The 18042-nt window shown below is 72.7% G+C and carries 18 protein-coding genes and 1 riboswitch; of the genes, 3 read left to right on the top strand and 15 right to left on the bottom strand.

What is annotated here, in order from left to right; translation table 11 throughout:
• Positions 1 to 15: 15 nt before the first annotated feature.
• Complete coding sequence (locus ACIPPS_RS26480) at positions 16 to 1107, bottom strand: phosphotransferase family protein (RefSeq protein ID WP_401436725.1); 1092 nt, start codon at positions 1105 to 1107, stop codon at positions 16 to 18.
• Positions 1108 to 1241: 134 nt separating this feature from the next.
• Positions 1242 to 2363: a hypothetical protein gene (locus ACIPPS_RS26475; protein WP_401436723.1), complete on the bottom strand. Its 1122-nt coding sequence runs from the start codon at positions 2361 to 2363 to the stop codon at positions 1242 to 1244.
• Positions 2364 to 2564: 201 nt separating this feature from the next.
• Here ACIPPS_RS26475 and ACIPPS_RS26470 point away from each other — a divergent pair, with 201 nt between their 5' ends.
• Positions 2565 to 2852, top strand: a complete 288-nt coding sequence (locus ACIPPS_RS26470; RefSeq protein WP_401436720.1) for a hypothetical protein — start codon at positions 2565 to 2567, stop codon at positions 2850 to 2852.
• Here the strand turns inward: ACIPPS_RS26470 and ACIPPS_RS26465 are convergent.
• The 3 genes from ACIPPS_RS26465 to ACIPPS_RS26455 form a co-directional block, all read right to left on the bottom strand.
• The gene (locus tag ACIPPS_RS26465; RefSeq protein WP_401436718.1) at positions 2815 to 3987 is read right to left on the bottom strand and encodes an acyl-CoA dehydrogenase family protein; all 1173 of its coding nucleotides are present in this window, start codon (positions 3985 to 3987) and stop codon (positions 2815 to 2817) included. The genes ACIPPS_RS26470 and ACIPPS_RS26465 overlap by 38 nt on opposite strands.
• Before the next feature lie 205 nt (positions 3988 to 4192).
• Complete coding sequence (locus tag ACIPPS_RS26460; RefSeq protein WP_401436715.1) at positions 4193 to 4339, bottom strand: SCO1431 family membrane protein; 147 nt, start codon at positions 4337 to 4339, stop codon at positions 4193 to 4195.
• Positions 4340 to 4413: 74 nt separating this feature from the next.
• Complete coding sequence (locus ACIPPS_RS26455) at positions 4414 to 5766, bottom strand: peptidase C39 family protein (protein ID WP_401436713.1); 1353 nt, start codon at positions 5764 to 5766, stop codon at positions 4414 to 4416.
• A gap of 312 nt (positions 5767 to 6078) precedes the next feature.
• Here ACIPPS_RS26455 and ACIPPS_RS26450 point away from each other — a divergent pair, with 312 nt between their 5' ends.
• Positions 6079 to 6723 (top strand): uridine kinase, encoded by a 645-nt coding sequence (locus tag ACIPPS_RS26450; protein WP_401436710.1) that lies wholly within the window; start codon positions 6079 to 6081, stop codon positions 6721 to 6723.
• 364 nt (positions 6724 to 7087) lie between these two features.
• Positions 7088 to 8980, top strand: a complete 1893-nt coding sequence (locus tag ACIPPS_RS26445) for an AAA family ATPase (RefSeq protein WP_401436708.1) — start codon at positions 7088 to 7090, stop codon at positions 8978 to 8980.
• Positions 8981 to 9064: 84 nt separating this feature from the next.
• Here the strand turns inward: ACIPPS_RS26445 and ACIPPS_RS26440 are convergent, their stop codons facing one another.
• From ACIPPS_RS26440 to ribD, 10 genes are all read right to left on the bottom strand, one after another.
• Positions 9065 to 10111 (bottom strand): hemolysin family protein, encoded by a 1047-nt coding sequence (locus ACIPPS_RS26440; RefSeq protein ID WP_401436707.1) that lies wholly within the window; start codon positions 10109 to 10111, stop codon positions 9065 to 9067.
• Positions 10108 to 11448 (bottom strand): hemolysin family protein, encoded by a 1341-nt coding sequence (locus ACIPPS_RS26435; protein ID WP_401436705.1) that lies wholly within the window; start codon positions 11446 to 11448, stop codon positions 10108 to 10110. Before ACIPPS_RS26435 ends, ACIPPS_RS26440 begins: the two co-directional genes overlap by 4 nt.
• Positions 11449 to 11664: 216 nt before the next feature.
• On the bottom strand, positions 11665 to 12117 hold the full coding sequence (locus ACIPPS_RS26430; RefSeq protein WP_401436703.1) for a PH domain-containing protein: 453 nt from the start codon (positions 12115 to 12117) through the stop codon (positions 11665 to 11667).
• 33 nt (positions 12118 to 12150) lie between these two features.
• Complete coding sequence (gene hisG / locus ACIPPS_RS26425) at positions 12151 to 12999, bottom strand: ATP phosphoribosyltransferase (protein ID WP_401436701.1); 849 nt, start codon at positions 12997 to 12999, stop codon at positions 12151 to 12153.
• Positions 13000 to 13120: 121 nt separating this feature from the next.
• Entirely contained in the window at positions 13121 to 13393 is a 273-nt protein-coding gene (locus ACIPPS_RS26420; protein ID WP_053643769.1) for a phosphoribosyl-ATP diphosphatase, read from the bottom strand.
• A 35-nt stretch (positions 13394 to 13428) separates the two neighbouring features.
• Positions 13429 to 13914 carry a 6,7-dimethyl-8-ribityllumazine synthase gene (gene ribH, locus ACIPPS_RS26415; RefSeq protein ID WP_401436698.1) on the bottom strand — a complete coding sequence of 162 codons (486 nt, stop codon included), beginning with the start codon at positions 13912 to 13914 and terminating at the stop codon, positions 13429 to 13431.
• A gap of 71 nt (positions 13915 to 13985) precedes the next feature.
• Positions 13986 to 15275: a bifunctional 3,4-dihydroxy-2-butanone-4-phosphate synthase/GTP cyclohydrolase II gene (locus ACIPPS_RS26410; RefSeq protein ID WP_401436696.1), complete on the bottom strand. Its 1290-nt coding sequence runs from the start codon at positions 15273 to 15275 to the stop codon at positions 13986 to 13988.
• Complete coding sequence (locus tag ACIPPS_RS26405) at positions 15272 to 15853, bottom strand: nicotinamide riboside transporter PnuC (RefSeq protein ID WP_401436856.1); 582 nt, start codon at positions 15851 to 15853, stop codon at positions 15272 to 15274. The genes ACIPPS_RS26410 and ACIPPS_RS26405 overlap by 4 nt, the downstream gene beginning before the upstream one ends.
• Positions 15854 to 15909: 56 nt before the next feature.
• Positions 15910 to 16518, bottom strand: a complete 609-nt coding sequence (locus tag ACIPPS_RS26400) for a riboflavin synthase (RefSeq protein WP_401436693.1) — start codon at positions 16516 to 16518, stop codon at positions 15910 to 15912.
• Between the two features lie 2 nt (positions 16519 to 16520).
• The gene (gene ribD, locus ACIPPS_RS26395; protein ID WP_401436691.1) at positions 16521 to 17609 is read right to left on the bottom strand and encodes a bifunctional diaminohydroxyphosphoribosylaminopyrimidine deaminase/5-amino-6-(5-phosphoribosylamino)uracil reductase RibD; all 1089 of its coding nucleotides are present in this window, start codon (positions 17607 to 17609) and stop codon (positions 16521 to 16523) included.
• A 161-nt stretch (positions 17610 to 17770) separates the two neighbouring features.
• Positions 17771 to 17900: riboswitch (FMN riboswitch) on the bottom strand.
• Positions 17901 to 18042 lie beyond the last annotated feature (142 nt).

Below are 18042 nucleotides of genomic sequence, written 5' to 3'. Positions count from 1 at the left end.
CGCCGGTGGTGGTGGCTACCAGTAGTCCCCTCGCACCATCGCCTCCAGCGAGGCGTGGTGCAGGATGAGACCGTCCGGATTCTCCGGCACCTGGACCTCTCCGAAGTGCGCCTGGCGGTACGCGACTCTGAGCATCACGATCGCGTGCCGCAGCGCCGCGTAGAGGGTGTGGAAGTCCATGTCGCGCGGCGTGTGCCCGGTGAGGGCCGCGTACCGCCGCTCGACCGCGTCGCGGCGCAGGAAGCCGGGCAGCCCGGGCTGGCCGAAGCCGACGGTCAGGTCCTGGAAGAACCGGTGCAGATAGACGGTCCAGCCGAGGTCGACCTCGCGCGGGGCGAAGCCGGCCATCTCCCAGTCGAGGACGGCCGCCGGCCGGAACCCGTCGTAGACGATGTTCCCGATGCGCGCGTCGCCCCAGCTGAGGGCGGCGGGCCCCTCGTCGGTGGGCCAGAGCGCCTCCAGCCGGTCGAAGGCAGACTCAATCAGCGGGGAGCGCGCGAGGTCCCGCACGACCCAGGCGTAGTAGGCGCGTTGGGCGTCGACATGGCGCCGCAGCGGGCTTCCCGGGCCGTCGGGCAGCAGGAACTCGGCCTCCTTCACGGGGAACTGGTCGTGCAGCCGGGCGAGTACGGAGACGGACTCGGCCTCCAGACGGGCGCGTTCGGCGTCGGTGGCGGCGTGCAGCCAGTTGCCCTCGTACGTGTAGGGCATGACGTCCGGCGGGACCCGGCCCTCGGCGCGCGCCATCACGAAGAACGGGGCGCCGAGCGGTTCCGGGTCGCTCTCCAGCCACAGGACGCGCGGGACGGGTACGTCGGTGTGCTCCCCGACCAGGCGCATGACCCGGTGCTGCCGCTCCATGTCGTAGACCGGGAAGATCGTGTACGCGGCGGGGTCGGCGGCCAGCCGCAGGGCACAGCCGCGTACGGGGGCTTCGGGGTGCTCGATGTCGAAGAGCAGGGTCTCGCTGGACATGCCGTTGGAGCCGGGGACGGCGAGCCCGGTGATCCGGGCGCCGGGCAGCCGGGGGTCGAGCCAGCGGGTGAGCCGGTCGCCCAGCTCCTCGGGGTCGCGGGTGCTGGTGCGCGGACGGGGGGCGGTGGCCATGGACGCACTCCCTTCTTCTGGGCGGTTCGGTGCGCCTGCGGGCGGTTCGGTGCGCCTGTGGGGGCCGGCTGCCGGGCGGTTCGGTGCGCCTGCGGGCGCCGGCTGCCGGGCGGTTCGGTCGCCTGCGGGACGGGTCAGTCGGCGGTGGAGGTGTGGTCCGTGAAGCCGCTCGGGTCGTGGCGGCCGAAGGAGCCGTGCTCGAAGATCCCGTAGCCGGTGCGGCCTTCGAGCGTGAAGCGGGCCGCGTGGTCGGTCACCCCGTAGGCGGCCATGGGGTGGGCGGCGGGGTCGGAGAGGTCGTAGACCCTGCGGTCGGTCCAGTCGCGGCCCTGCCAGGTGCCGTGCTGCCAGTCCGTGGCGGGCGGGTAGCCCGCGCCGACGGCGAGCGGCGAGGAGGCGAGGATCTCGACCTCGACCTCCAGGGGCTTCCCGGCCGGGTCGGCGAGGTGGACGACGGCTCGTTCGGGGTGACGGGTACCGGGTCGGTAGGTGATGTCGGTGCGGGGCCAGCCCAGTTGGGCGTCGCGCTGCCCGTTGCGTACCAGTAGGGCCTCGCTCAGGGTGCGGTAGCCGTCGGCGTCCTCCTGCGCGATGACCATGAGGAAGCGGTCGTCGAACCGCATGGGTATCCAGAGCCAGTGGAAGCCCTCGGGCCGGAACTCGTCGGCCCGGCCGGGCTCCTCGCCGGGGAGGGGCCGGACGCCCCAGCTGCGGTCGCGGGTGCCGGTCCACTCCCCCGCCGTGACGGCGAACTCCTCACCGCCCGCGCGGACGGTGCCGACGCAGTGGCCCGCCTGGACGAAGCGGCGGCCCTCCAGGGTGAGCCGGTCGCCACGGCGCTGGGTGTGGTGGGGCTCCCAGACGGGTGGGAAGTCGCCGGTCCAGGTGAGGTCGAAGGAGAGCCCCTCGGGGTCCGCCGGGTCGGGGTCGCAGCGCAGGGTGAGGGTCCTCAGGGGTTCGTCCACGGTGATGCGGAGCGGGCCGACGGCGAGGTTGGTCCGGTCGTCGCCGAGGGCGTCGGAGGCGCGGACGGCGTGCAGCCGGTCGCCGGTGCGGAGGGTCGCGTAGGCGTCCACGACCCCGGCGTTGGGGTAGACGCCGAGGCCGGCGATGAGCAGGGCGCGGCCCTGGTGGTCGAAGACGTGGAAGATGCACCGGTCGTAGGCGTTGCGGTCACCGCTGACGTGGTGCTTCATCGAGAGCGGTGCCTGATGCACGGGGTACTCGTCGAGCGGGACGGGCCGGTCGTCTGACACGTGTGACCTCCTGGTCGACAGCGAAATCTGACGGTAAGTCAGAAGTCCTGTCGGAGACCAGAGTCGTGCGGGCCCGATCGCACGCGCCCGCCCGGCGGCGCGGCGGGCGCGGGGCTCGCCCCCGGGCCCGGGTAGCCCTCGAACGCCTCCTCGAATTCGCCCGCCGGTGACCCGGGCCCGGCGGGGCGCGTTGGGAGAGGCATGACGACGCTGTACACCGCCCCCATCGGCAGCGGACGGCGGCGCCTCGCCGAGCCGCGCTATGAAGAATCGGTTCCGCAGCCGCCGCCGCTCCTCGCCGACCCGCCCATCTACAAGGCCCTGATCAGCCAGTGGGCCAGCCACGGCAGGACCCTGCCGGGCCGCGCCGACCACGAGTGGAACCGGCTGACCGCCGCACCCGTGTGGGCGGACCGGACGGTGCGGGCGAGCGGCGTGAGCGGGACCCTGGTCAGTGGGACTCTGGTCCGACAAGGTGGCGTGCGATGACCATCCGCTGGATCTGATTCGTCCCCTCGACGATCTGCAGCACCTTCGCCTCCCGCATGTACCGCTCGACCGGGAAGTCCGCCGTGTAGCCGTAGCCGCCGAGCACCTGCACAGCGTCCGTGGTGACCTGCATCGCCGCGTCCGAGCAGAAGAGCTTCGCCATCGCCGCGCCGCGCCCGAAGGGCCGCCCCTCGTCGCGCAGGCGCGCCGCCTCCAGATAGAGCGCGCGGCCCGCCTCGATCCGGGTGGCCATGTCCGCGAGCTGGAAGCGGAGCCCCTGGAAGTCGGCGATCGGCCGGCCGAACTGACGCCGCTCGCGGGCGTACGCCACGGCGACGTCCAGCGCCGCCTGTGCGACCCCGACCGCGCACGCGGCGATGCCGAGCCGCCCCGAGTCCAGGGCGGAGAGCGCGATCGCGAACCCCTCCCCCTCCGCGCCGATCCGCCGCGCGTCGGGGACCCGTACCCCGTCGAGGTGGAGCTGGGCGGTGGGCGAGCCCTTCATCCCCATCTTCCGCTCGGGCGGGGCCGCGCTCAGCCCCTGCGCGTCCCCGGGGACCAGGAACGCGGTGATCCCTTTCGGGCCCTCTCCGCCGGTGCGGGCCATGACCGTGCAGAAGTCGGCGACCCCGCCGTGGGTGATCCACGCCTTGGTGCCGGTGAGCACCCAGTCGTCGCCGTCGCGTTCCGCCGTGGTGCGCAGCGAGGCCGCGTCGGAGCCGGAGGCCGGTTCGGAGAGGCAGTACGCCCCGAGGAGGCCGCCGCCGAGCATCGCCGGGAGATGGGCGGCCCGCTGCTCGTCCGTACCGAACCGCGCGAGGGCGTGACAGGACAGCGAGTGGACGCTGACGCCGAGCCCGACGGTGAGGCGCGCGGCGGCCAGCTCTTCGAGGACCTGGAGGTGGACGGCGTACGGCTGGTCGCCGCCGCCGTACGCGGAGTCGTACGGCAGGCCGAGCAGACCGGAGTCGGAGAGCAGCGAGAACAGCTCGCGCGGGAAGTGACCCTCGGCCTCCTCCTCGGCGGCGCGCGGCGCGATCTCCCGCGCGGCGATCTCCCGGACCAGGGCGAGCAGCTCCCGGGCCTCGTCGGTCGGCAGCCTGCGTTCCACTCCCTGCGGTTCGCGGTCGGGCATGGCGGCGCACTCCTCCCTCTCGGGCAGTGCGGCGGTGCGCGCGGGTCACGCGGCGCCACCGGTGATCACTGCTGCGCCGATGCTGCCCCCGACGGTTCGCGCGCGGGGACGCCCGGCGCCCGTGGCGCGGGGAGTATGCCCGTTCGGCGGCGCCCGGTCACCCCGGGCGACGCCCTGGAGCGTCAGCGGCGCCGAGAGGACGGGGTCAGATCAGGCCGACCTGGGTGACAAACATGGCGAGGACGACGACGAGGGTCCAGCCGAGGACGTGCTCCAGGATCTTGGGGCCGTCCTCCTTGGGGCCTCCGGTGCGGGCACGGGAGCGGGTGGCGGAATGGGTGAAAGCGGTCATGGCGACCACAGTGCCAGCCGGGTACGGCCCCGGAGTAGGACGTCGGTCACGCTCCCGGGGCCGTACGGCGCGCGTCAGCGGACGCCGACGGCCGCCAGGGCCTTGCGCTGCGCGGCTGTGGGGCGCTCGGGGAAGTAGAGGTAGCAGACCCCTCCTGTGCCGGAGACCACAGCGCCGCTCGCGTTGTACCGCTTGGTACGGAGCCAGATGTTCTCCCACTCGCGCCGCGGGTAGACCCGGCGGACGGCCTCGTTGCTGGGCGAGGCGGGGTCGTTGGCGATCACGTCGCCGGCCTCGGTGAAGCCGATCACGGTCATCAGATGGCCGGAGGTGCCGTAGCCGGCGCCGGTCAGCTCCTCCTTGCGGAAGGACTGCGACGTTATGGCCGGGATGCCCGCGCGGATCAGGGTCTCCAGCTCCGTGAGCGAGCGGAGCCGGGTGACCACCGCGTTCATGGCGGGGTAGGTGGCGGCGTAGGCGGCGTTGAAGGGCCAGTTACCGCAGCCGTCGTACTGGTGGTCGAAGGTGAAGCGGGCCGCGTGGCAGACCTGGGGGTCGGCGAAGTCCGGGTTCACCCAGGCCAGGTCCTCGGCGCTCGGCCGGCGCCCCCAGTACTCGACGATCATCTGCGAGGAGGTCGGGCTGCACCAGGCCTCGCCGCCGTTGTCGTACTCCGGGTACTGGCCGACGTGGGTGTTCTGCGAGTAGCGCGGCACCGCCAGCTCGCGGGCGAGGCGGGGCGTGGAGGCGGGCACGGTGAAGCGGTCGGGGAGGTCGGAGGCCATCGCGCCGAGCCGCCACACGGTGGGCGTGAGCCGGGTGCCGGGGGTGCGGTGGAGAGTCAGCCGGAGCTGGTACGCGGTCAGCCGGAGCCCGCTCGCGGGGTCGTCCACGGCGCAGGTGTCGGTCCAGACCGAGCTCCTGCCGTCGCTCTGGTCGTCGACCGAGGTGCGCCGGATGTCCCCGTCGCCGGACGCCCAGCGCCCCATCACGTACCAGGGCGTGGTGGTGGCGTCGCTGTAGGTGCCCCGTAGCTCGATCTGGATCCAGGTGCCGGGCGGGGTCGCCGCGTTCCAGGAGGCGATGACCTCGGTGGCGGGGACCGCGGAGGTGTGGACCGGGGAGGTCCAGCTCGCGTACTCCCAGGTGGAGGTCGTGCCGGTGTGCGGGTCGGTGTAGTCGGTGAGCCCGGCGGGGGTGGCGATGACCAGACCGGGACGGGACGCGAGGACGGCCCGGGTGCCGGTGCGGGTGCCGGACCGCCAGTCGGCCCAGGAGACCCAGAAGCGGTTGTCGACGAGCTCGGGCTGCGGCGCGTGGCCGCGGTCGCCCGCGACGGCGGCCGGCGCGGCGGATGCCACGGCCGTCCCCGCGACGGCGGCGAGAGCGGCTGCGAGGACGGTTCTGCGCGGAGCGGAGTCGGTCATGAGCGGTGACGACCTCCAGTCGGGAGCGAAGCATCGAGAGCGGCGAGCGATCAGCGAGAGCGGCGAGCGACGGTTGACCACGGTGGACGACGGCAGTGCCGCACGAAGACAGTGACGACGGCGACGGACGGGAGCGACTGCGACGGGCGGGAGCGACTGCGACGGGCGGGAGCGTGGGTCCACTATCGCGGCTCCCTGGGCGCTTCGGCCAGCGATTCGGCACGCGTCGCCGCACCGATATGGGTCTCTACCAATGGCATCGCGACGCCCCTGACCTGCGGCGCCGCCACGCGGAATCGTTACGCTTGGCCCATGACCGACGGGACTGACGTGACCGGCCTCGACCGCGCCGCCGCCGCGCTGCGCGCGCTGCCGCCCTCCGTGGGGCCCGTCCGGCTGATCGCGGTCGACGGTCACGCGGGCTCGGGCAAGTCGACCTTCGCCGCGCGCCTCGCCGCCCGGCTCGACGCCCCCGTCCTCCACCTCGACGACCTCGCCAGCCACGAGGAGCTCTTCGCCTGGACGGAGCGGATGCGGGACCAGGTGATCCTGCCCCTCTCCCGGGGCGAGGTCGCGCGCTATCACCCGTACGACTGGAATCTGCGGACCTTCGGCGCGCACCGGGAGCTGCCGCCTGCTCCGGTCGTCCTGGTCGAGGGCGTCGGGGCGGGGCGACGGGCGCTGCGGCCGTTCCTCGCGGCGCTGCTCTGGATGGAGCGGGGCCCGGAAGAGTCCTGGCTGCGCGGCCGGAGGCGGGACGGGCCCGCGCAGGCGGCCTTCTGGGACGGGTGGACGATGGCGGAGACTCGCCACTTCTCCACGGACCCCTCGCGACCCTTCGCCGACACCCTGATACGGGAGTGTCCAGGGGGTTACGAATGGCTTCCTGGGCCGTCGGTGACAGCGGGCTCGGACCAGTCCATCACGGAACGTGACGGCTCCCGTACGCGGAATTGAGCAGCCGAAAGTCGACTTCCGCAAGTGCCTCAACTCCGCTTGACCCCGGGGGCGTACAGGTCTTACGTTTCCAATGTGCGGCTTTTCGGAGCCGCCGCGGACACGAAGCCCCCGGTTGTTCCCCCGTGATCGGGGGCTTCGTTCTGCCCCGATCATCCCTTTCTCCGAGCCGTCGACGACCTTGATGCTCACCCAGGGTCACGGCTACCGGATCATGCGCTTCTCCTTAGTGGCGCCCCCTCTGCGCAGGTACGATGCCCCTCGGTGGGGTCAATTCCCGTCCACGAGAAGGCGGTTCTGTACGGCTTCCGGCGGGCGCCCGCCCGCCGGGACAGCAACGGGGGCACGTTTTGTGGGGGACCCGATGGACATCGGCACGCAGGGCGGACCGGCCCCGGCCGAGCTCGCCTGGCTGCGGGGAGTCGACGCCTACACGATGGGCGCCTATCCGCAGGCGGAGGAGGAGTTCCGGGCGGCGGTACGGATCGACCCCGCCATGGCGGACGCCTGGCTCGGGCTGCACGCGCTGCGGGTGGACACCACGACCGCCCTGCTGCGCATGTACCGCAACCGCGACCGGTTCGGCGAACAGCGCGCACGCCACCGCCGCACCCTGAACTCCTGGTACTGGCTGGGCTGGTGGGTCCAGCCCGTCCTGGAGACCCCGCGCGACCTGCTCCTCGCGCACGCCTCGCACTGGCTCGACGGCCGCCATGTGCCGGAGCTGGACCGGGCGTTGGCCGGGCTGCCGCCGGTCGACACCGATCCGCAGGTCCGCTTCCTGCACGCCTGCCGGTCCTATCTGGTCAAGGACTGGGACCAGTTGGTCCGGCACACCGAGACCCTGGTGGACGATCCCCTGCTGGGCATCGAGGCGGGCCTCTTCGGCGGGATGGCCCGGGTCCGGCTGGAGATGTACACCCAGGCCGAGCCGCTGCTCTCGGCGGCCCTGATGCGCTGTCGCAGCGAACAGCCGCAGCGCAAGGAGCTGCGCTACTGGCTGGCCAGGGCCCACGAGGGCACCGGCCGTAGCGCCGCGGCCCTCCCCCTCTACCGGGCGGTGCACCGGATCGACCCCGCTTTCATGGACACGGCCGCCCGGCTGGCCGCGATCACCGAGTACGACGGGTTCGAGGGGCCGGACGAGGCAGCGGGGCTCGCGACCGTGGTCCTCGGCGGGATCGGCCAGGACACCGCCGCCGACGCCGCGCAGACCGACGTCGACGGCCCCGCCCCCGACGGCCTCCGGCTCGGCACGGAACCCCCGGCGCCGGCCCCGACCGCCCCCGCGGGGCCGCCCGAGCCCCCCGACGTCGTACGCCAGAAGGCCGCGGCCCCCGCCCAGCCCGCGCCCCCGCGCTTCCCCGCCAGCCCCACCGACCCCGCCCTGCTCGCCGAGGCGCTCGCCGAGCTGGAGCGCATGGTCGGGATGGACCCGGTGAAGCGGCAGGTCAAGGCCTTGTCGGCGCAGCTGGAGATGGCTCGGCTGCGCGCCGGGGAGGGCCTGCCCGTCCAGCCGCCGAAACGTCACTTTGTCTTCTCCGGGCCCTCGGGCACCGGGAAGACCACGGTCGCCCGCATCCTCGGCCGGGTCTTCTACGCGCTCGGGCTCCTCGGCGGCGACCACCTGGTCGAGGCCCAACGGGCGGACATGGTGGGCGAGTTCCTGGGCCAGACCGCCGTGAAGGCGAACGAGCTGATCGACTCGGCGATCGGCGGCGTCCTCTTCGTGGACGAGGCGTACTCGCTCTCCAACACGGGCTACAGCAAGGGCGACGCGTACGGCGACGAGGCGCTCCAGGTCCTGCTCAAGCGCGCCGAGGACAACCGGGACCACCTGGTGGTGATCCTGGCGGGCTATCCGGAGGGCATGGACCGGCTGCTCGCCACCAACCCGGGGCTCTCCTCCCGCTTCACGACCCGGGTCGACTTCCCCTCGTACCGCCCGCTCGAACTCACGGCCATCGGCGAGGTCCTCGCGGCGACGAACCGGGACCGCTGGGACGAGGAGGCGCTCGACGAGTTGCGCTCGATCAGCGGGCACGTGGTCGAGCAGGGCTGGATCGACGAGCTGGGCAACGGCCGCTTCCTGCGCACGCTGTACGAGAAGTCGTGCGCGTACCGCGATCTCCGGCTCGCGGGATACCCGGGCACGCCCACCCGTGACGACCTGGCCACGCTGCGCCTCGCCGACCTGATGCAGGCGTACGGAGAGGTGCTGTCGGGCCGTCGAGGGCCGCAGGGCCCTTCGGTGTGACCGGGGCGGGCGCAGCGCACCCCGGTCCTCCGGCCCCGGTCCTCCGGCCCCGGCTCCGGCCCCGGTCCCGGTCCCGGATCCGGATCACGCCGTCAGTACCTGCTCCGGGGCGCGGTGCGCCGGGTCGCGGACCTCGCCCACCAGTTTCTCCAGGACGTCCTCCAGGGCGACCAGGCCGAGCACCCGGCCCGACCCGTCCACCACCTGGGCGAGGTGCGTCGCCGCGCGGCGCATCACGGTGAGCGCGTCGTCGAGCGGCAGCTCGGAGCGGACCGTGGCCATGGGGCGCCAGATGTGCTGCGGCACCGCCCGCTCCCGCTCCTCCAGTTCCAGGACGTCCTTGACGTGCACGAAGCCCATGAACGTCCCGCGTCCCTCGGCGCACACCGGGAAGCGTGAGTAGCCGGTGCGGACGGTCAGCTCCTCGATCTCCCGGGGAGTGACCGCCGGCGTGACCGTCACCAGCCCGGACGGGACGATCAGGACGTCCGTGACAGGGCGGCTGCCCAGCTCCAGGGCGTCCTCCAGGCGCTCCTGCTCGACCGGGTCGAGCAGGCCCGCCTGGCCCGCGTCCTCGACGAGCCGACCGAGCTGGGCGCTGGTGAACACGGCCTCCACCTCGTCCTTGGGCTCGACGCGGAAGGCCCGCAGCACCAGCCTGGCGCACGCGCCCAGCGCCCGGGTGACCGGCCGACAGACCCGGGCGAAGCCGACGAGGCCGGGTCCGAGCAGGAGCGCGGTCCGCTCCGGGGCGGCCATCGCGAGGTTCTTCGGCACCATCTCGCCGATGACGAGGTGGAGGGAGACGACCGCGGCGAGCGCCAGCACGTAGCCCAGCGGGTGGACGAGCCCGGCCGGTACGCCGACGGCGTGGAAGACCGGCTCCAGAAGGTGCGCCACGGTCGGCTCGGCCACCGCGCCCAGGGTCAGCGAGCAGACCGTGATGCCGAACTGGGCGGCCGCCATCATCTGCGGCAGGTTCTCCAGGCCGTACAGGACCTGCCGGGCCCGCTTGCCGGCGAGCGGCTCGATCTGGCTGCGGCGTACGGAGACGAGCGCGAACTCGGCGCCGACGAAGAAGCCGTTGGCCACCACCAGGAGGACGGCGAACAGCAGGGGGATCAGGCTCATCGGACCGCCTCCGGCACGGCGGCCACATCGCTCGTCCGGACGATCCGGACCCGCTCGGCGCGGTAGCGGTCGACCTGGCGCACCAGGAGCCGCCAGCCCGGGAGTTCGGCCCGGTCGCCGGGGGCCGGGATGCGGCCGAGGAGGTCGGCGACGAGCCCGGCGACCGTCTCGTACGGCCCGTCGGGCACGTCGAGACCTATCCGGTGCAGGGTGTGCACGCGGCAGGAGCCGTCCGCCTCCCAGGCAGGGTGGCCGTCCTCGGCGGCGACGGCGGCCAGCTCGGGCCGCGCGTCGGCCGCGGTGTCGTGCTCGTCGCGGACCTCGCCGACGAGCTCCTCCACGATGTCCTCCAGGGTCACGACCCCGGCCGTGCCGCCGTACTCGTCGACGACCACGGCGATCGGCTGCTCGCGCCGCAGCCGCTCCAGGAGCGCCTGGGCGGGCAGGGTCTCGGGGACGAGCAACGGCGGGACGGCGATCCGGCCGACGGTGGTGCGGTGGCGCTCCTCGGGCCGGACGGCGAGGGCGTCCTTGAGGTGGACCATGCCGATGATCTCGTCGATCCGCTCGCGGTAGACGGGGAAGCGCGAAAGTCCGGTCGCGCGGGTGAGGTTGAGGACGTCGGCCGCGGTGGCGTCCGACTGGAGGGCGCTCACCTTCACCCGCGGGGTCATGGCCTGCTGCGCGGTCAGTCCGCCCAGCGTGAGGGTCCGGACGAAGAGGTCGGCGGTGTCCTGTTCCAGGGCGCCGGCCCGGGCCGAGTGCCGGGCCAGGGCGACCAGCTCGCCGGGGGTGCGGACGGAGTCGAGCTCGTCGGTGGGCTCGACTCCCAGCAGCCGTACGAGCCGGTTGGCGACCCGGTTGAGCAGGGTGATCACCGGGCGGAACACCGTCGCGAAGAGGTGCTGCGGCCCGGCGACGAACCGGGCCACCTGGAGCGGCCGGGAGACCGCCCAGTTCTTCGGGACGAGTTCGCCGACCACCATCTGCACGGCGGAGGCGAGGAGCATCCCGATCGCGACCGCGATCCCGGAGACGGCGCCGTCGGGCAGGCCGGTGGAGGTGAGCGGGCCGTCGAGGAGCTGGGCGAGCGCGGGCTCCGCGAGCATGCCGACGACGAGGGAGGTGATCGTGATGCCGAGCTGGGTGCCGGAGAGCTGGAAGGACAGCTCGCCGAGCGCCTTGACGACGGTGCGGGCGCGCCGGTCGCCGGCGGCCGCGGCCCGTTCGGCCTCACGGCGTTCGACGGTGACCAGGCCGAACTCGGCCGCCACGAAGAAGCCGTTGGCGAGGATCAGGAGGAAGGCCGCGGCGAGCAGGAGAAGAGGGATGATCATGCCGCCGCCTCCGTGGAGGGGGCGGCGCAGGTACTACCGGACGATCCGTCCATTGCCGGAGGGAGTCACTCCTCGGGTCGCAGGGTGCCTCGCGGGCCGCGGCGGCGGCCCTGCACGTGCGAGGCGGTGGTGCCGCTCGGCACCACCGCCTCCAGAGTAGTCACGCGGACCCCGCGTGGGGCAGGGGGTCGGCCCCGTATGGGGGATCTGTCGGGTTCAGCCGGCGTCCTGGCCGGTGCCGCGGCTGTCGGCCAGGGCCCGCAGCGCGCGGGCGTCCCGGATGGCCTGCTCCTTGGCGATGCCGGGCTGGATGCCGAGCACCGGCATGCTCGTGCCGTCGCTCAGGTCCAGGAAGACCCAGGGGTCGCCGGGGCGCAGATTGACCTGGAGGATCTCCGCCCAGGCGAGCCGGCGGGTCCGGGTGATGTTCACGACCGTGACCCCGCTGTCGTCGGCGACGACCTTGGGGCGGCTCAGCATCACGAGGATGCCGAGGAACAGCGCCGCCGTGAAGATGAAGCTGACCCGCTCCCCCGGGCTGAGCCGCTCCAGCATCAGCGTGACGGCGGTGATGACGGCGAACATCACCGTCCCGATCGTCAGCAGGACCGCGCGGGTGCGGCCCGGCCGGAAGGTGACCGGGAGGGTGGGCGTCGGGGCGTCGGACATCGCGGTTCCTCGGTACGTCGGTGTGCCGGGCGGTCAGAGACGACAGGCGTGGATGGCCGTCGTCAGGATGGCGCGGGCACCCAGTTCGTACAGGTCGTCCATGATCCGCTGCGCGTCCTTGGCCGGGACCATGGCGCGGACGGCGACCCAGCCCTCGTTGTGCAGGGGCGAGATGGTCGGCGACTCCAGGCCCGGGGTGAGGGCGACGGCCTCTTCCAGGTGCTCGGCGCGGCAGTCGTAGTCCATCATCACGTAGCTACGGGCCACCAGGACGCCCTGGAGGCGGCGCAGGAAGGTCTGGACCCGGGCGTCCTCGGTGCCGGCCCCGGACTGCCGGATCACGACGGCCTCGGAGGTGAGGATCGGGTCGCCGATGACCTCAAGGCCGGCGTTGCGCAGGCTGGTGCCGGTCTCGACGACGTCCGCGATGATCTGGGCGACGCCGAGCTTGATGGCGGTCTCGACGGCGCCGTCGAGGTGGACGACGGAGGCGTCGATGCCCTGGTCGGCGAGGTGCTTGGCGACGATGCCCTCGTAGGAGGTGGCGATCGTCATGCCGTTGAAGTCGGCGGGGCCCTTCGCGGTGCCGGGCCTGGTGGCGTAGCGGAAGGTCGACCGGCCGAAGTTCAGCGGCAGGATCTCCTCGGCGTTGGCCCCGGAGTCGAGCAGCAGGTCACGGCCGGTGATGCCGATGTCCAGCTTGCCGGAGGCCACGTAGATCGCGATGTCCTTGGGGCGCAGGTAGAAGAACTCGACCTCGTTCTCGGGGTCGATGACCACGAGCTCCTTGGACTCCTTGCGCTGGCGGTAGCCGGCCTCATGGAGCATCGCCGACGCAGGTCCGGACAGTGAACCCTTGTTGGGGACGGCGATGCGCAGCATGGGGAGAGCTTCCTTTGCCTGGGAGTTTTCGGGGAGGGTGTGCGGTGCGTTCGGGCAGGGCGCGCTCGGCGGAGACGGGCCCGAGGCGGTGTGCCGGAGGCCGGGTGCAGGAGGCGGCCTGTCAGAGATGGGCGTAGACGTCGTCGAGCGAGATCCCGCGGGCGACCATCATCACCTGGACGTGGTACAGCAGCTGCGAGATCTCCTCGGCGGCGGCTTCCTTGCCCTCGTACTCGGCGGCCATCCAGACCTCGGCGGCCTCCTCGACGACCTTCTTGCCGATGGCATGGACGCCCTTGTCCACCAGTTCCGCGGTGCGGGAGGTGGCCGGGTCGCCGTTCTCGGCCTTGAGCTTGAGCTCGGCGAAGAGCTCTTCGAAGGTTTTGTTCGCCATGATGGTCCTAAGAGTACGGGGTAAGGGTCACGTACCTAGCGCCAGGGTTCGCTGACCGTGCGCAGCGTGGTCGCGGTGGCGACGGCGGCGGTGACGGCCTCGTGGCCCTTGTCCTCGCGGGATCCTTCGAGGCCCGCCCGGTCCAGGGCCTGCTCCTCGTCGTCCACGGTCAGGACGCCGAATCCGACGGGTACGCCGGTGTCGATCGAGACCTGGGTGAGGCCGTGGGTGACGCCCTGGCACACGTACTCGAAGTGCGGCGTTCCGCCGCGGATGACGACGCCGAGCGCCACGATGGCATCGTAGCCGCGCCCGGCGAGGACCTTCGCCACCACCGGCAGCTCGAAGCTGCCGGGGACGCGCAGCAGGGTGGGCTCGTCGATGCCGAGCTCGTGCAGGGCGCGCAGCGCGCCGTCCACGAGGCCGTCCATGATCTTCTCGTGCCACTGGGCCGCGATGACGGCCACCCGCAGGTCGCCGCAGTTCTTCACGCTGAGGACGGGTGCGCCCTTGCCGCTCATGTCGCTCCTTGCTCGGTACGGGGAGGTGCTGGGGTTGCTGGACGTGCTGGGGGTTACTGGACGTGCTGGGGTTACTGGTTCGCGCAGGTGGACGCGGAGCTCGCGTCCAGCCAGGGCAGGTCGTGGCCCATCCGGTCCCGCTTGGTGCGCAGGTAGCGGAGGTTGTGCTCGCCCGCCTGGACCGGCATGGGCTCGCGGCCCTCGACCCGGAGGCCGTGCCGGACGAGGGCGTCGATCTTGTCGGGGTTGTTGGTCATCAGGCGCAGGCTGCGGACGCCGAGGTCGCCGAGGATCTGGGCGCCGGCCGCGTAGTCGCGGGCGTCGGCGGGCAGCCCCAGCTCCAGGTTGGCGTCGAGGGTGTCGCGGCCTCGTTCCTGGAGCTCGTACGCGCGCAGCTTGGACAGCAGGCCGATGCCGCGCCCCTCGTGGCCGCGCAGGTAGACCACGACGCCGCGGCCGGCCTCGGTGACTCGGTCCATGGAGGCCTGGAGCTGGGGGCCGCAGTCGCAGCGCAGCGAGTGGAAGATGTCGCCGGTCAGGCACTCGGAGTGGACCCGGACGAGGACGTCCTCGCCGTCGCCGATCTCGCCGTGGACGAGGGCGACGTGCTCGACGCCGTCGACGGTGGAGCGGTAGCCGTAGGCGGTGAAGTCGCCGTGGGCCGTCGGCAGCCGGACCTCGGCCTCGCGCCGTACGGTCGGCTCGGCGGAGCGGCGGTAGGCGACGAGGTCCTCGATCGAGATGATCGTGAGGCCGTGCTTGCGGGCGAACGGGACGAGCTCGGGCAGCCGCAGCATGACCCCGTCCTCGCCCGCGATCTCCACGATGGCGCCGGCCGGGCGCAGTCCCGCCAGGCGGGCGAGGTCGACGGCGGCCTCGGTGTGGCCGTTGCGGGCCAGGACGCCGCCGGGCTTGGCGCGCAGCGGGAAGATGTGGCCGGGGCGGACGAAGTCGGACGGCTCGTGGGCGCCGCTCGCCAGCATCCGCAGGGTGGTGGCGCGGTCGGCGGCGGAGATGCCGGTGGTGACGCCGTGGGCGGGCGCCGCGTCGACGGAGACGGTGAAGGCCGTCCGCATCGACTCGGTGTTGTGCTCGACCATCTGCGGGAGCTGGAGTCGCTCCAGCTCGTCGCCCTCCATGGGCGCGCAGATCAGGCCGCGGCACTCGCTCATCATGAAGGCGACGACCTCGGGGGTCGCCATCTCGGCGGCGATGACGAGGTCGCCCTCGTTCTCGCGGTCCTCGTCGTCCACGACGACGACGGGCCGGCCGGCGGCGATGTCACGGATGGCCTGCTCGACGGGGTCGAGGGAGAGGTCGGTGGCGTCCCAGGGCGGAAGGGCGCTGACGGGGTGGCTCATGCGTGTGCTCCTTCCAGAGCCGCGGGAGCGGTGCGCGTCCGGAGCCACCAGTCGCGCATGCCCCAGATGACGAGGGCGAAGTAGATGACGTAGACCAGGCCGGAGAAGGCGAGGCCGCTGTTGAAGGCGAGGGGGACGCCCACGAGGTCCACGAGGAGCCAGGCGAACCAGAACTCGACCAGGCCGCGGGCCTGGGCGACCATCGCGACGAGCGTGCCGACGAAGATGTACGCGTCGGCCCACGGGCTCCAGGAGAGCGACGGGTAGAGCGTGAACAGGCCGCCGACCGCCAGGGTGCCGAGGACGGCGCCGGCCAGCAGGTAGCCGCGCTCCTTCCAGCTCGCGAAGCGGACGGCGATGGAGCCGTCCTGGGCCTGCTGCCGGCCGCGGTTCCACTGCCACCAGCCCCAGGCGGCGACGCCGATGACGAGGAGCTGCTTGCCGACGCCGCCGCTGAGGTGGGCGGAGGCGTAGGCGCCGACGAGGATGACGCCGGAGAGCAGCTGCGCGGGCCAGGTGAGGATGGAGCGCCGCCAGCCGAGCGCGAGGGCGACCAGGCCGATGGTGTTGCCGATCATGTCGGACCACAGGATGTGCTGGTCGAGGACGGTGAACGCCTCGGAGTTGAGCCAGTTCACTTGACGTTCCCCTTCGGCGTGGGGCCGAGCAGCCGCTCGACGTACTTGGCGATGACGTCCACTTCGAGGTTGACCGGGTCGCCGCTCTTCTTGATGCCGAGCGTGGTCAGCGCGAGCGTGGTGGGGATGAGGCTGACGGTGAACCAGTCGTCGGCGGCCTCGACGACGGTCAGGCTGACGCCGTCGACGGTGATGGAGCCCTTCTCGACGACGTACCGCGCGAGGTGCGCGGGCAGGGCGATCTTGACGATCTCCCAGTTCTCGGACGGGGTCCGGTCGAGGACGGTGCCCGTGCCGTCGACATGGCCCTGGACGATGTGGCCGCCGAGGCGCTCGCCGACCGCCATGGGGCGCTCCAGGTTGACCCGGGAGCCGATGTCGAGCGCGCCGAGGGAGGAGCGGTGGAGGGTCTCGGCCATCACGTCGGCGGTGAACTCGCCGTCGCCGTGCTCCACGACCGTGAGACAGACACCGTTGACGGCGATGGAGTCGCCGTGCTTGGCGCCTTCCGTGACCAGGGGACCGCGCAGGCGGAAGCGGGAGGCGTCGGCCAGCTTCTCGACGGCGGTGACCTCGCCCAGTTCTTCGACGATTCCGGTGAACACGGTCAGGCTCCCTTGAGGGTCGCGGTGATACGCAGGTCGGGTCCGATGCGGGCGGTCTCGGTGACGTCGAGCCGCAACGCTTCGGTGAGGGTGGTGATTCCGGCGTCGGCGAGGGCGTGCGGGCCCGCGCCGAGGAGGACCGGGGCGAGGTAGCCGACGATCTGGTCGACGGCGCCCGCGCGGACGAAGGCGCCGGCCAGGGTCGGCCCGCCTTCGAGGAGGACGGAGCGGACGCCCTGCTGGTGGAGCGCCGCGAGGAGTTCGGGGATGTCGAGGCCGCCGCCGGGGGCGCGGGAGAGCCGCCAGGTCTCGGGGAAGTGGACGGTCTCCTCCACCAGGAGGTCCTCGGCCACGGCGATCACGGTGCGCGCCGCGTCGTCGAGGACCCGGGCGCCCGGCTTCACGGCGCTCGCCTCGGTGTCGACGACGACCCGCAGCGGCTGGACGGCGCCCTCGACGCCGCGTACCGCGAGGTGCGGGTCGTCGGTGCGGGCGGTGCCGGAGCCGACGACGACGGCGTCGGCCTCGGCGCGCAGGCGGTGGACGTCGGCGCGGGACTCGGCGGAGGTGATCCAGCGGGAGGTGCCGTCGGCCGCGGCGATCCGGCCGTCGAGGGTGGCGGCGTACTTCCACCGGACGAAGGGGCGGTGGAGGCGTACGGAGGTGAGCCAGGCGATGTTGCCGGCCTCGGCCTCGTCCGCGAGGAGCCCGCCCTCGACCTCGATCCCGGCGGCGCGCAGGGTGTCCGCACCGCCTGTGGCCTGCGGGTTCGGGTCGCCGACCGCGTACACGACACGCCGGACGCCGGCCTCGATCAGCGCCTGGGCGCAGGGGCCGGTGCGGCCGGTGTGGTTGCAGGGTTCGAGGGTGACGTAGGCCGTCGCGCCGTGGGCGAGGTCGCCGGCCGCGCGCAGGGCGTGGATCTCGGCGTGCGGCCCGCCGGCCCGCTGGTGGTGGCCCTCGCCGACCGGCACTCCGGAGGCGTCGAGGAGGACGCAGCCGACGACCGGGTTGGGGCTCGTGGCGCCGAGACCGCGGGCGGCGAGCGCGACGGCGCGTCGCATGGCGGTGATGTCGGCGTGGTTCGCCACCGGGTCCTCCTGCCTCTTCGGGCACGGACTCCGGGGCCTGTCGATGACGACAGAGAGCGGGTACGACGCTTCGCACAGGGATGCCGAGGCCGGACACACCGGTCGCCGAGGACGGCGACCAGCGGCGATACGGCCGACAGCGCCCCGAGAAGGGTCGCCCGCCGCGCACTGCCTCCCATCCGGACTTTCACCGTCGGTCCAGGAATCTCACCTGGTCAACCGGCCGCTGGCTGCGGACGGGTCGCGGACTATACCGCCGGTTCGGAATTACACCGACCCCGGAGTGCGCTGCTGCTGATACAGGGCCAGTGTGCCACGGCCGGTGGTCGGCCATGCGGGGGGCGCTCTGTGGGCTGGCTCACAGGGCCCTCTTCTTCCCTTCTTTGGTCCAGACCTATTGACGCACTGGTCTAGTCCTCTTAATCTCCGTGTC

The sequence above is a fragment of the Streptomyces sp. NPDC090127 genome, assembly GCF_044746945.1.
GTDB lineage: Bacteria > Actinomycetota > Actinomycetes > Streptomycetales > Streptomycetaceae > Streptomyces.
This window is presented reverse-complemented; position numbering and strand designations above follow the sequence as displayed.